The following is a 13,540-nucleotide window of genomic DNA, read 5'->3' as shown; positions in this document are numbered from 1 at the left end:
GAAGCGGTTTTCAGCAGTATCAAGACGACTGGACCAGGTCAGTTTTAAACAGAAAGGTCATCAATGAGCTGGATTGAACGCATTCTTAATAAAAGCAACATTACGCCCACAAGTCGCGCCAGTATTCCGGAAGGAGTGTGGACGAAATGCGACAGCTGTGGCCAGGTACTTTATCGTGCCGAGCTGGAGCGTAATCTTGAGGTCTGCCCTAAGTGCGACCACCACATGCGCATGCATGCCCGTGAGCGCCTGGCGAGCCTGCTCGATCAGGGCACGCTGGTTGAGCTGGGCAGCGAGCTGGAACCCAAGGATCTGTTGAAGTTCCGGGATTCCAAAAAGTATAAAGATCGTCTGGTTGCTGCACAGAAAGCCACGAATGAGAAAGATGCGCTGATCGTGATGAAAGGTCAGCTGCACGGTATGCCGGTTGTGGCGGCCGCCTTTGAATTCGCCTTTATGGGCGGCTCAATGGGATCGGTGGTTGGCGCACGTTTCGTCCGGGCTGTTGAGCAGGCGCTGGAAGATAACTGCCCGCTGATCTGCTTCTCCGCCAGTGGCGGTGCGCGTATGCAGGAAGCGTTAATGTCGCTGATGCAGATGGCCAAAACCAGTGCCGCGCTGGCGAAAATGCAGGAACGCGGTCTGCCGTATATTTCGGTTTTGACCGACCCGACCATGGGCGGCGTGTCTGCCAGCTTTGCGATGCTGGGCGATCTGAATATTGCCGAACCTAAAGCCCTGATCGGCTTTGCGGGTCCACGTGTGATTGAGCAGACCGTTCGTGAAAAACTGCCGCCGGGCTTCCAGCGGAGTGAGTTTTTGATCGAGAAAGGGGCGATTGATATGATCATTCGTCGTCCGGAAATGCGCTATAAACTGGCGAGTCTGCTGGCAAAAATGATGAATCTGCCCGCACCGCTGCACGACGGTGAAGCGTTCGCACCTGCGACGAGCCATCCGGAGAGCAACGAGGCCTGACAGGAGACAGAAGGCGCGCAGGTCGCGCCTTCCACCAATGCACCGTATACCTTGCGGCTTTCATCGGGTATAAATTTGCAAAACGGGACATATGGACAATCTTCACCTTCCTCAAGCCACGTCGCCTTTGGCCACGTGGCTTTATTATCTTGAGCACCTCCACTCTCAGGCGATAGAACTGGGCCTGGATCGTATTCGCCAGGTGGCGCAAGGTCTGGACCTGCTCAAGCCTGCACCCTTCGTTTTTACCGTTGCGGGCACCAATGGCAAAGGTACCACCTGTCGCACCCTGGAAACCTTACTGATAGCAGCCGGCTATCGGGTTGGGGTTTACAGCTCGCCGCACCTTGTGCGCTACACCGAGCGCGTCCGGATTCAGGGGCAGGAACTCAGTGAAGCCCAACACAGCGCCAGTTTTGCCGATATTGAGGCCGGACGGGGTACGGTTTCTCTGACCTACTTTGAATTTGGCACGCTGTCGGCGCTTAACCTGTTTAAGCAGGCGGGGCTGGATGTCGTCATTCTGGAAGTCGGGTTGGGCGGTCGGCTGGACGCGACCAATATTGTCGATGCGGATGTCGCGGTGATTACCAGTATCGCGCTGGATCATACCGACTGGCTTGGCCCGGATCGTGACAGTATTGGCCGGGAAAAAGCCGGTGTCTTCCGCCAGGCGAAACCCGCCGTGGTCGGTGAACCTGATATGCCTGCCACAATTGCTCAGGTTGCCCGTGAAAAAGGTGCGCGGTTAATGCAGCACGGGCGCGACTGGCACTATCATCAGCAGGCAGAGAGCTGGTCGCTGCGCGATGCGCAAGGCGAGCTGCATGATTTACCGCTGCCTCAGGTGCCGTTGCCAAATGCGGCTACCGCACTGGTGGCGCTGCGCGCCTCCGGGCTGAACGTGAGCGATGCAATCATTCGTGCGCATCTGCCGCTGGCGATTTTACCGGGACGCTTTCAGACCATCAGCGAATCCCCACGGGTGATTCTGGACGTTGCCCACAATCCGCATGCGGCGACCTATCTGGCCTCGCGACTGGCTGCATTGCCGCAAAGCGGACGCGTCCATGCGGTTGTGGGGATGCTGCACGATAAAGACATTGCGGGCACTCTGGCGGCCCTGGCACCTCAGGTGGACTGCTGGTATTGCGCACCCTTGGCCGGTCCGCGCGGTGCCAGCGCGGAGCAGCTCATGGCGCACGTAACGTCCGCTCAGGCATTTGCGGATGTTGAACAGGCCTGGCACCAGGCGCGCCAGCAGGCGGAAGCGCAGGATATTATTCTGGTCTGCGGCTCTTTCCTGACGGTGGCGCAGGTTATGGAATCGATTGAAACGGAGAAAGGACGTGGCGAGTAAGTTTCAAAACCGTTTAGTCGGTACCGTTATTCTGGTGGCCGTCGGCGTGATCGTATTGCCGGGGCTGCTGGATGGTAAGAAAAAACATTATAAAGAAGAATTTGCCGCGATCCCGCTGGTGCCCAAACCCGATGACCAGCAGGACAGCGAAATGGTGCCGCCGGTGACGCAGTCGCTGCCTGCGCATCCGCCAGCAGGCGCAGGCAGTGCGGTCAGCCATTCTGATACGGATGATGATGCCGCCGCCGAGGGCAGCAGTCAGCCCGAGCAAAGTAGCGAACCGAGCGTGGTCTCACCGCCACCGGTCCATTCGTCTCCGGCCACGACAGCGCCGAAAGCCAGGCCGGTTGAGCCAACCCGACCCAAACAGGTTGAGCAGGCTAAACCGAAGTCGGTCGAGCAGACGCAGAGCAAACCGGTAGAAAAAACCAAACCGGTTGAGCAGGCTAAGCCTGTTGAAAAAACCAAACCGGCCGAGCAGTCGCAGCCTGCGGAAAAAACCGCGCCTGCGGAGCAGCCCAAAGAAACGCAGCCTGCCGGTCAGGCTTACGTTGTTCAGTTAGGCGCACTCAAGAACGCCAGCAAGGTTAACGAGATTGTGGCGAAACTGCGCCTGTCGGGTTACCGGGCCTATACCGTGCCGTCTACGCCCGTGCAGGGGCAAATCACCCGCATTTATGTGGGGCCGGATGCGTCAAAAGCGAAGATGCAGGCGGCCGTCGGCGAGCTGAAGAACGTTTCAGGCTTGAGCGGCGTGGTTAAGTCTTACAGCGCCCGCTAAAGCGCCGATTGGCGCTGCCGATAGAAATAACAGGCAGCGCCAATCGGGATGAGAACGGCAGTGCCTGACCCGGCTTAACGCTAAATTTCTGACAACTTTTCAGCCTGTTAGCGGGGTGAAAATGACACAGGCGAAGACGGATTTTTTCATCGCCTTTTTTATGGATGCAGAACCTGAAAACCTCTACGCAAACGTTTTCTTTTTCTGTTAGAATGCGCCCCGAACTGGAAGCAGGGGTGCAATGGCACTGGCGCTGGAAGAGTTCATGATCTGGATTGATTACGTCATTATTGCGGTAGTTGGTTTTTCGGCTTTGGTCAGCCTGGTTCGAGGGTTTGTCCGCGAAGCCTTATCTCTTGTTACCTGGGGATGCGCGTTTTTTGTCGCCAGTCATTACTATGCCTACCTTGCAGTCTGGTTCACAGGTTTTGACGACGAACTGGTTCGTAACGGAATCGCGATTGCGGTGCTGTTCATCGCGACCCTGATTGTGGGCGCAATCGTGAACTACGTTATCGGCTCGCTGGTTGAGAAAACTGGCCTGTCGGGAACCGATCGGGTATTAGGCGTTTGTTTCGGGGCATTGCGTGGTGTGCTCATCGTGGCCGCTCTGCTGTTCTTCCTGGATACATTCACGGGCTTTTCAAAGAGCCCGGACTGGCAGCAGTCTCAACTTATTCCCGAGTTCAGTTCTATAATCAGGTGGTTTTTTGACTACCTGAAAAGCACGTCGAGTTTTTTGCCCCGGTGAGACCACCGGGCGTACGGCTTAATGAGGAAATGACAACATGTGCGGTATTGTCGGTATCACCGGTTTCATGCCGGTCAACCAGTCGATCTATGACGCGTTAACGGTGCTCCAGCACCGTGGGCAGGATGCCGCAGGCATTTGTACCATCGATGCGCTGAACTGCTTCCGCCTGCGTAAGGCTAATGGTCTGGTCAGCGATGTTTTCGAAGCGCGTCATATGCAACGTTTACAAGGCAACATGGGGATTGGTCACGCACGCTATCCTACCGCGGGCAGCTCCAGCGCTTCTGAAGCCCAGCCATTCTACGTTAACTCGCCGTACGGTATTTCCCTTGCCCATAACGGTAACCTGACCAATGCCCACGAGCTGCGTAAGCAGCTGTTCGAAAAAGGCCGCCGTCACGTTAATACCACCTCCGATTCTGAAATCCTGTTGAATATCTTTGCGCAGGAACTGGATCGTTTTCAGCACTATCCGCTGGAAGCCGATAACGTGTTTGCCGCCATCGCTGCCGTCCACCAGCAGGTGCGTGGCGCCTATGCCGTGGTGGCGATGATCATCGGTCACGGCATGGTCGCCTTCCGCGATCCTAACGGCATTCGGCCACTGGTGCTGGGCAAACGCGTCATTGCCGATGGCCGTACCGAGTACATGGTCGCCTCCGAAAGCGTCGCGCTGGATACCCTGGGTTTTGAATTTATCCGTGACGTGGCACCGGGTGAAGCGGTTTACATCACTGAGCAGGGGCAGCTTTCAACCCGTCAGTGTGCCGAAAACCCAAAAAACAATCCTTGCCTGTTCGAATACGTCTATTTTGCGCGTCCGGACTCCTTCCTGGATAAGATTTCGGTCTACAGCGCCCGCGTGCGCATGGGCACCAAGCTGGGTCAGAAGATCGCCCGCGAGTGGGAAGATCTGGATATCGACGTGGTGATTCCCATTCCGGAAACCTCGATGGATACCGCGCTGGAAATCGCCCGCATCCTTGATAAGCCTTACCGTCAGGGATTTGTGAAAAACCGCTACGTGGGCCGCACCTTTATCATGCCGGGACAGCAACTGCGCCGCAGCGCCGTTCGCCGCAAGCTCAACGCTAACCGCGCTGAGTTTCGCGATAAGAACGTGCTGCTGATTGATGACTCAATTGTTCGTGGCACCACCTCCGAGCAGATTATCGAGATGGCGCGAGAGGCGGGCGCGAAAAAGGTCTATCTTGCGTCTGCCGCGCCGGAAGTGCGCTTTCCTAACGTCTACGGCATTGATATGCCCAGCGCGACCGAGCTGATTGCCCACGGCCGTGAAGTGGAAGAGATTCGCCAGATTATCAAAGCAGATGCGCTGATTTTCCAGGATCTCGATGACCTTATCGAAGCCGTACGTGAAGAGAACCCGGATATCGTGCAGTTTGAGTGCTCCGTCTTTAACGGCATCTACGTGACGAAAGACGTCGATCAGGGCTATCTTGAATATCTGGAATCCCTGCGTAACGACGATGCGAAAGCCATCGCCCGTCAAAACGAAGTCGAAAACCTCGAGCTGCATAACGAAGGGTAAGCGAACCTGAATGCAAAAAGGAGGGCGGGATTTATCCCGCCCTCTGTGTTTTCTGCCGGTCTGCGCTATTATGGTGCACTTTGCCACTGCAAGGTTGAACGATGAAACGACTCATTATTGGTATTTCGGGCGCAAGCGGCGTGATCTATGGCGTCCGGCTATTGCAGGTCTTGCAGCAGATCAGCGACGTGGAAACCCATCTGATCATCAGCCATGCGGCACGTCAGACGCTGAGCCTGGAAAGCGACTACAGCCTGCGAGACGTCCAGGCGCTGGCCGACGTGGTTCATGACGTGCGGGACATTGCCGCCAGTATCTCCTCCGGGTCGTTCAAAACGTTGGGCATGGTGATCCTGCCGTGCTCAATGAAAACCCTGTCCGGTATTGTTCACAGCTACAGCGACTCGCTGCTGACGCGCGCAGCAGACGTGGTGCTGAAAGAGCAGCGTAAACTGGTCCTGTGCGTACGTGAAACCCCGCTGCATATTGGTCATCTGCGCATGATGACGACCGCGGCCGAACTGGGGGCCATCATCATGCCGCCGGTGCCGGCGTTTTACCACCGTCCAACCACTATCGAGCAGCTTGTCGATCAGACCGTTAATCGGGTCATTGATCAGTTTGATATTGAACTACCGCAGGACTTGTTTGTGCGCTGGCAAGGTGCATGAGCGTGTTCTTTCGCACTTCTTTGGTGCAGAAACGCGGGAGCGATCACTGTTCCTGCATTTCTTGAACTAAAAGTTCACAACATCGCTTTTTCTCTGCGACATCACTGATATATTCCTTTCACAAACCCAGTCTTTTCGTCACCAAACGGGCGGCTGGGCAGACGGCAAAACTGCAGAACTGGCATGAAACATGCACAGGAAAAGGCAGTGTTCGTCGCAAACACACATCATGCATCACATAACAATAAGCAATTTACTTGAGGGTAATCTATGAAGAAGCGTGTTCTGGCTCTTTCTTTAATGTTGGGCCTGTCCAGTGCGGCCAGCGTATTTGCAGCAGTACCGACCTCGATTCGTGTCGGCACTGACCCAACATATCCGCCGTTTGAGTCGAAAAACGCGCAAGGACAGCTGGTTGGTTTTGATATCGACCTGGCTAACGAAATCTGTAAACGTATCCAGACCAAGTGTACCTATGTAGAAAGCGATTTTGATGCGCTGATTCCGTCGCTGAAAGCGAAGAAAATCGATGCCATCATCTCCTCGCTGTCCATCACCGCTAAACGTCAGGAAGAGATTGCGTTCTCAGACAAACTGTATGCCGCTAACGCACGCTTAGTCGCGCCGAAAGGATCAAAAATCGAGCCGACGCCTGAGGCGCTGAAAGGCAAAAACATCGGCGTGCTGCAGGGCACTACTCAGGAAACCTACGCGAATGAGTACTGGCGTCCAAAAGGCGTAACCGTAACGCCTTATGCCAACCAGGATCTGGTCTATCAGGATCTGACCGCTGGCCGCATTGACGCCGCCTTCCAGGACGAAGTTCAGGCCGCCGAAGGCTTCCTGAAACAGCCTGTCGGTAAAAGCTATGCGTTTGCAGGTCCGGCCGTGAAAGACGATAAAATCTTCGGTGTCGGAACCGGTATGGGATTACGTAAAGACGATACCGAGTTGAAAGCGGCCATCGATAAAGCATTTGAATCAATGCGTAAAGACGGTACCTACGACAAAATTGCGAAGAAATACTTTAATTTCAACGTGTACGGTGACTGATCTGTCGTCTTCGCCTCTGTTGTTCGCATAACAGAATAAGCCCTGGGTTGTCCCGATCCCTCTGGTCGGAGCAACCCTGTGTCATCGGCTATGCGAGAACAGAAGCTGCGCTGCCCGTCTGCACGACGGCGCAGCGTCGTTTCCACCCCACGACAGGACCTTTTCCATGTTGTATGGCTACTCTGATGTCATTTTAAAAGGCACGCTGGTCACGCTTGAGCTCGCCCTGAGCTCGGTGCTGCTGGCGGTGATCCTGGGTCTGATTGGCGCAGGCGCGAAGCTGTCGCGCAATCGCCTGCTGTCACTGATTTTTGAGGGCTACACGACGCTGATTCGTGGCGTGCCCGACCTCGTTCTGATGCTGCTGATTTTCTACGGCCTGCAGATCGCTCTCAACCATCTCACCGATGCGCTTGGCCTGACCCAGTTCGATATCGATCCCATGGTGGCCGGCATCATCACCCTGGGCTTTATCTATGGCGCCTATTTTACCGAAACCTTCCGTGGCGCCTTTATGGCGGTGCCAAAAGGGCAGATTGAAGCCGCCACGGCGTTTGGTTTTACCGGTTCGCAGGTTTTCCGCCGTATCCTGTTCCCGGCGATGATGCGCTACGCGCTGCCCGGCATCGGTAATAACTGGCAGGTGATCCTGAAAGCCACGGCGCTGGTTTCCCTGTTGGGGCTGGAGGATGTGGTAAAAGCCACGCAGCTGGCAGGTAAAAGCACCTGGCAGCCGTTTTATTTTGCTATCGTGGCGGGCGTGATTTATCTGGTCTTTACCACCTTGTCTAACGGCATTCTCTGGTGGCTCAATCGCCGCTACACGGTCGGCGTGAAGAGGGCGGAGCTATGATCGAGATTATTCACGAATATTGGAAGTCGCTGCTCTGGACAGACGGTTATCGCTTCACAGGCGTGGCGATTACGCTATGGCTGCTGATTGTCTCGGTCGTACTGGGCGGCTGCATGGCCGTGTTGCTGGCGATTGCGCGTGTATCACCCAATCGTTTTATCAGCCTGCCGGTGTGGCTCTTTACCTATGTGTTTCGCGGTACGCCACTCTATGTGCAACTGCTGGTGTTCTATTCCGGCATGTATACGCTGGAAATCGTGAAAGGCACAGAGCTACTGAATGCGTTTTTCCGCAGCGGCCTGAACTGTACGCTACTGGCATTTACCCTTAATACCTGCGCTTACACCACGGAAATTTTTGCCGGGGCGATTCGTGCCGTGCCACACGGTGAAATCGAAGCGGCGCGAGCCTATGGCTTCTCGACCTTTAAACTGTATCGCTGCATTATTTTGCCTTCTGCACTGCGCACGGCCTTACCGGTTTACAGCAACGAAGTCATACTCATGCTGCACTCTACCGCACTGGCCTTTACCGCAACCGTGCCTGATTTGCTGAAAATCGCCAGGGACATTAACGCGGCAACCTATCAGCCCTTTACCGCGTTCGGCATTGCGGCCGTGTTATACCTGATTATTTCTTACGTGCTGATTAGCCTGTTTCGTCTTGCGGAACGTCGTTGGCTGGCGCACGTGAAACCTTCTTCATCGCATTGAGTAAGACTATGGCTGATAACAAATTAAGCGTCACCGACCTGCATAAACGTTACGGTGAACATGAAGTATTAAAAGGTGTGTCATTGAACGCCAATGCGGGCGATGTCATCAGTATTATTGGCTCGTCGGGTTCCGGGAAAAGTACCTTTCTGCGCTGTATTAACTTCCTCGAAAAGCCGAGTGAAGGCACCATTGTGGTCAACAAGACCGCTATTACCCTGGTACGCGATACGGACGGCCAGCTGAAGGTGGCAGACAAGGAGCAGCTGCGCCTGCTTCGTACCCGTCTGACCATGGTCTTTCAGCATTTCAACCTGTGGAGCCACATGACGGTGCTGGAAAACGTTATGGAAGCGCCGATTCAGGTGCTGGGCCTGAGTAAAGCGCAGGCACGTGAGCGCGCGATTACCTATTTGAACAAGGTCGGCATCGACGAGCGCGCGCAGGGAAAATATCCCGTCCATCTCTCGGGAGGGCAGCAGCAGCGCGTCTCCATTGCCCGCGCGCTGGCGATGGAGCCGGAAGTGCTGTTATTTGATGAGCCCACCTCAGCCCTGGATCCTGAGCTGGTCGGCGAAGTGCTGCGTATTATGCAGAAGCTGGCCGAAGAGGGGAAAACCATGGTGGTGGTCACGCACGAAATGGAATTTGCCCGTCACGTCTCCAGCCACGTCATTTTCCTGCATCAGGGGAAAATTGAGGAGCAGGGGCCACCGGCTGAATTATTTGGTCAGCCCAAGAGCCCGCGCTTACAGCAGTTTCTGAAGGGATCGCTTAAGTAGGCAAGCTATCGGTTATTCAGCAGGCGCACGGCGGTGGCTTCATCGGTCACCAGGCCCGATATCCAGCCGCCGTTCACCGCCGCCTGAATAGCGGCATATTTCCGCTCCCCGCCCGCAAAGCCGATGATATTGCGCGTCGTCTGGCTTTCCAGCGCCACGCTGGTTAACAGCGCATCGGTTTCCCCTGACACGCGTTCGCCCTGCTGATTGAAGAAATGACCGAGCATTTCCCCGACCACGCCGCGCGCATTCAGCGCCTGCACCTGGCTGTCTGTGATAAAGCCTTCGGCATGGAGCGGGCAGCCGGGATTGACCTCCCCAATTCCCAAAAAGGTGACGTGGGCCTGTCGTGCACGGTTGACCACGCGCTGATAGACCTGATGCTGGCACCACATCTGCTTATCGTCTGGGCTGTCGGCGAACAGCGGGGCGGGAATGAAGAAATACTTGCCCTGCATTTTTTCAGACAGCTTAAGCGGCACGTCGTAGCGGGTGCCTGAATCGTCGCGGGCGATGGCCCCAATCATGGAAACACACTGATGCTGCGGTCGTTCAACCCAGGGAAGCGCATCAATAATGGCACGCAGGGTTTTTCCCGAACCGATGCCAAACACCTGCGGCTCGTCGTTATTGATAAACTGCGACATCACCTCTGCGCCTTCTACCGCCAGCATTTGCTGTATGGCATTGTCGTCCAGATCGCCGGAAGGCACCACGCGGCAGTGCTGCAGGCCAAATTTCTCCTGCACGTCGTGCGCCAGACGCAGGCAGTGCGTCACGGGGTGGGCGATCTTAACGCTGACCATGCCCATTTCACGCGCCCCGGAAATCAAACGCTGGGCCACCTGGCGCGACAATCCCAGTGCCCGGGCGATCTCCTGCTGTGTTAACCCAGCGACGTAATACATCCAGGCGGCACGCGCCGCCAACTCCTGTTTCTTCTCTTCTTTGTTCATTGCGCCATTCCCTTCTCTGCGGATCGCCATTTTATCGCGCAATCTGTTTAAAAGCCTATCAGGGCAAAAGCTCAATTAACGGGCCAATGTCTTAAATGTGAAATTAATCACAGAACCTTGACGTTACCTCTGATTAACATATGTGCATCGGGCAAATGCCCTTAATTTAAACAAATGCCTAAAGAGGTCATGATGACACCATCAGTTTGGATGCATATCGGCGCAGGCTCTTTCCATCGTGCCCATCAGGCATGGTATCTGCACCGCCTGATGCAGCAGGGCGACAGCCGCTGGCATATCGCGCTGGGCAATATCCGCGATGACGCAACGCCGTTGCTGACGCAGCTAACCGCCCAGCAAGGGGAATATGTGCTGGAGACGGTCACGCCTGAGGGCGAGCGTCACTACGAGACCATTACCTCCATTCGGCAAATTCTGCCGTGGGACAAAGAGATCAGCGCGCTGGTGCAGCAGGGCGCCGATCCATGCACCCGGGTAATCGCCTTCACCGTGACCGAAGCGGGTTACTATTTAACACCGGAACATGAGCTTGACCTGCAGCAGCCCGATATTCAGGCGGATCTGAATGGCGAGGCGCGAACCTTGTATGGCGCGCTGGCGCGTATCTTGACGGCACGTGTCGCCAACGGTGGGGCGCCCGTGACCCTGTTGAACTGCGACAATCTGCGCCACAACGGTGAGCGTTTCCGTCAGGGTTTTTTGGCCTTCCTTGCGGCAAAAGGGGCAGGTGAGCTGGCCGCCTGGGTGCGTGACAACACCACCTCGCCGAATACCATGGTGGATCGAATCACCCCGCGTCCCACGCCTGACGTCGCGGAGCGCGTTCAGGCGGCAACCGGTAAAGATGATGCGGTGCCGGTGATGGCGGAGTCCTTTATCCAGTGGGTGATCGAAGACGATTTTATTGCCGGGCGTCCGGCGCTGGAGCAGGTGGGCGTCGAGCTGGTCGAGTCGGTGTTGCCCTGGGAAGAAGCCAAGATTCGTATTCTTAACGCCACCCACAGCGCCATTGCCTGGGCGGGCACGCTTATCGGTTTGCTTTACATTGATGAAAGCACCCGGCAGAAAGCCATCCACCAGATGGCATGGGAATATGTCTCACAGGATGTCATACCTTCACTTTCACCCAGCCCGCTCAACCTGGCGGAGTATCGGGATGTTGTTCTGTCCCGCTTTAGCAATCCGTGGATAAAAGATACCAACCAACGGGTGGCGGCTGACGGTCTGTCAAAAATTCCCGCCATGGTGACGCCGACGCTGCGGGAATGCTATCAGCGCGGCACGCCGCCTGCGGCCAGCCTTGTGCTCCCGGCGCTGTTCTATCTGTTTTTGCAACGCTGGGCCAGTGGCGAGCTGCCTTATGACTATCAGGATGGCGTGCTGCAACCTGAAGTGGTTCAGCAGTGGTTTGCCCATGCCGATCCGTTACAGGCTTACATGACCCAGACGTCCCTGTTTGCTGAGCTGGCCACATCACAGGATTTTCATGCGCGGCTTAGCACTACCGTCGCCGGGCTGGAAACGTGGCAAGTCCAGCCAGAACAACCGCTGGCCGTAGTTTAGGGGGCGAATATGTATCTGGGTATCGATATCGGCACCTCTGAGCTTAAAGCACTGATCGTGAATGCGCAGGGCGAGATCGTGGCATCGGAACATGCCGCCCTGGCCGTGCAGCGCCCCCATCCGCACTGGGCAGAGCAGGACCCGCATGACTGGTGGCGCGCCTGCCATCAGGTCATCACGCGTCTGCGTCAGCAGGCACCTCTGGCCTGGTCTGCGATAGAGGCGATTGGGCTGTCAGGACAAATGCACGGAGCGGTGCTGCTGGATGAGCAGGGTGAAGTTTTACGGCCCTGCATTCTGTGGAATGACACACGCAGCGCGGCAGAATGCCACTGGCTGGGTCAGCATCATCCCGAAATCATGCACATTAGCAGCAATATGATCATGCCGGGCTTCACGGCCCCAAAGCTGTGCTGGGTGGCCCGGCACGAGCCTGACTGCTTTCGTCGCATTAGCAAAGTGTTATTGCCAAAAGATTACCTGCGCTGGCGCCTGACAGGGCGCTTTGTCACCGATCCCTCGGATGCCGCGGGCACCTTATGGCTGGACGTCGCCAAACGCGACTGGTCAGCGGCACTGCTGGCCGCAACGGGAATGCGTCGTGACCAGATGCCTGCACTCGTCGAAGGGAATGCCGTCAGCGGCACGTTACGGCCGGCGATTGCCGACGAATGGGGGCTCTCCTCGTCGGTCATCATTGCAGGCGGCGGCGGGGATAATGCCACCTCGGCGGTTGGCGTGGGCGCCGTGAATCCTGGCGATGCGTTTATTTCACTTGGCACCTCTGGCGTCATCTTTGTGGTTAATGACCGGCTGCAGGCCGATCCGCAGTCAGGCGTGCACGCTTTCTGCCATGCGCTGCCTGACCGCTGGCACCAGATGAGCGTCATGCTCAGCGCCGCAAGCTGCCTGCGCTGGCTGTGCCAGTTGCTCTCGGTCAGTGAAAACCAACTGCTGGAAGAGATTGCTGCGCTGGGTCCGGCACAAAAACAGCAGGCCCCGCTTTTCTTGCCTTATCTCTCTGGAGAACGTACCCCGCACAACGATCCTGATGCGACGGGCGCGTTTTTTTATCTGCGGCACGAAACCCAGCGTGCCTTACTAGGCTATGCGGTGCTCGAAGGCGTAACCTTTGGCCTGGCCGACGGCCTGACCGTCTTAGGGGAAGGACGGCGTGCCATTACCCAGTTCAGCCTGACCGGCGGCGGCGCGCGCAGCAGCCTGTGGGCGCAGCTGATCGCCGATGTGCTGGCGCTGCCTGTCGTGACGCATCCCGCCAGCGCATCCGGTGCACTGGGCGCGGCGCGCCTGGCCTGGCTGGCTGCGGGCGGTGATGAAGCGCAGGTGTGTCTTAAACCCCCGATACAGGCGCGCTTCCTGCCCAATCCTGAGGTTCGTCAGGGACTGCAGCAACGGCTGGCTCAGTTCCGTGAGCTTTACCGTCAACACTCTCAGTCCCGTTCGCTGGCCTGATTAACCTGTAACCAAACAGAGAAGGACGAT

Annotated in this window: 13 protein-coding genes; 12 read left to right on the top strand and 1 reads right to left on the bottom strand. The window is 56.4% G+C overall.

Annotation, left to right across the window (positions count from 1 at the left end; genetic code table 11):
* The first annotated feature begins 63 nt into the window (after window positions 1–63).
* The 10 genes from accD to hisP all read left to right on the top strand — a co-directional run bounded on the left by accD (window position 64) and on the right by hisP (window position 9,497).
* Window positions 64–978 carry an acetyl-CoA carboxylase, carboxyltransferase subunit beta gene (gene accD, locus ACPXSQ_RS10095; RefSeq protein WP_013026546.1) on the top strand — a complete coding sequence of 305 codons (915 nt, stop codon included), beginning with the start codon at window positions 64–66 and terminating at the stop codon, window positions 976–978.
* Between the two features lie 91 nt (window positions 979–1,069).
* Entirely contained in the window at window positions 1,070–2,338 is a 1,269-nt protein-coding gene (gene folC, locus ACPXSQ_RS10090; protein WP_078828823.1) for a bifunctional tetrahydrofolate synthase/dihydrofolate synthase, read from the top strand.
* Window positions 2,328–3,119, top strand: a complete 792-nt coding sequence (gene dedD, locus ACPXSQ_RS10085) for a cell division protein DedD (RefSeq protein ID WP_015699833.1) — start codon at window positions 2,328–2,330, stop codon at window positions 3,117–3,119. The genes folC and dedD overlap by 11 nt, the downstream gene beginning before the upstream one ends.
* 265 nt (window positions 3,120–3,384) lie before the next feature.
* Window positions 3,385–3,870, top strand: coding sequence for a colicin V production protein (gene cvpA, locus ACPXSQ_RS10080; protein WP_026021019.1), 486 nt, complete (start codon window positions 3,385–3,387; stop codon window positions 3,868–3,870).
* A gap of 37 nt (window positions 3,871–3,907) precedes the next feature.
* Window positions 3,908–5,425 (top strand): amidophosphoribosyltransferase, encoded by a 1,518-nt coding sequence (gene purF / locus ACPXSQ_RS10075; protein WP_013026542.1) that lies wholly within the window; start codon window positions 3,908–3,910, stop codon window positions 5,423–5,425.
* A 101-nt stretch (window positions 5,426–5,526) separates the two neighbouring features.
* Window positions 5,527–6,096, top strand: coding sequence for a UbiX family flavin prenyltransferase (locus tag ACPXSQ_RS10070; protein WP_013026541.1), 570 nt, complete (start codon window positions 5,527–5,529; stop codon window positions 6,094–6,096).
* Between the two features lie 270 nt (window positions 6,097–6,366).
* A complete protein-coding gene (gene argT, locus ACPXSQ_RS10065) occupies window positions 6,367–7,149 on the top strand; it encodes a lysine/arginine/ornithine ABC transporter substrate-binding protein ArgT (RefSeq protein WP_014594186.1) in 783 nt (260 codons plus the stop codon).
* Window positions 7,150–7,315: 166 nt separating this feature from the next.
* A complete protein-coding gene (locus ACPXSQ_RS10060; protein WP_013026539.1) occupies window positions 7,316–8,002 on the top strand; it encodes a histidine ABC transporter permease HisQ in 687 nt (228 codons plus the stop codon).
* Window positions 7,999–8,715 (top strand): ABC transporter permease, encoded by a 717-nt coding sequence (locus ACPXSQ_RS10055; protein WP_014594184.1) that lies wholly within the window; start codon window positions 7,999–8,001, stop codon window positions 8,713–8,715. The genes ACPXSQ_RS10060 and ACPXSQ_RS10055 overlap by 4 nt, the downstream gene beginning before the upstream one ends.
* Window positions 8,716–8,723: 8 nt before the next feature.
* Complete coding sequence (gene hisP, locus ACPXSQ_RS10050) at window positions 8,724–9,497, top strand: histidine ABC transporter ATP-binding protein HisP (RefSeq protein WP_013026537.1); 774 nt, start codon at window positions 8,724–8,726, stop codon at window positions 9,495–9,497.
* A 5-nt stretch (window positions 9,498–9,502) separates the two neighbouring features.
* Here the strand turns inward: hisP and ACPXSQ_RS10045 are convergent, their stop codons facing one another.
* Entirely contained in the window at window positions 9,503–10,453 is a 951-nt protein-coding gene (locus ACPXSQ_RS10045) for a sugar-binding transcriptional regulator (RefSeq protein WP_210494233.1), read from the bottom strand.
* A gap of 192 nt (window positions 10,454–10,645) precedes the next feature.
* Here ACPXSQ_RS10045 and dalD point away from each other — a divergent pair, with 192 nt between their 5' ends.
* Together dalD and xylB are read left to right on the top strand one after the other, a co-directional pair.
* A complete protein-coding gene (gene dalD / locus ACPXSQ_RS10040) occupies window positions 10,646–12,037 on the top strand; it encodes a D-arabinitol 4-dehydrogenase (RefSeq protein ID WP_105082218.1) in 1,392 nt (463 codons plus the stop codon).
* Window positions 12,038–12,046: 9 nt separating this feature from the next.
* On the top strand, window positions 12,047–13,510 hold the full coding sequence (xylB, locus tag ACPXSQ_RS10035; protein WP_015699838.1) for a xylulokinase: 1,464 nt from the start codon (window positions 12,047–12,049) through the stop codon (window positions 13,508–13,510).
* Window positions 13,511–13,540: the final 30 nt, after the last annotated feature.

The sequence above is a fragment of the Pantoea sp. EEL5 genome (genome assembly GCF_049892805.1).
In the GTDB taxonomy this organism is placed as follows: Bacteria; Pseudomonadota; Gammaproteobacteria; order Enterobacterales; family Enterobacteriaceae; genus Pantoea; species Pantoea ananatis.
Note: the sequence above shows the minus strand (reverse complement) of the source record. Positions and strands in the feature narration are given on the sequence as shown.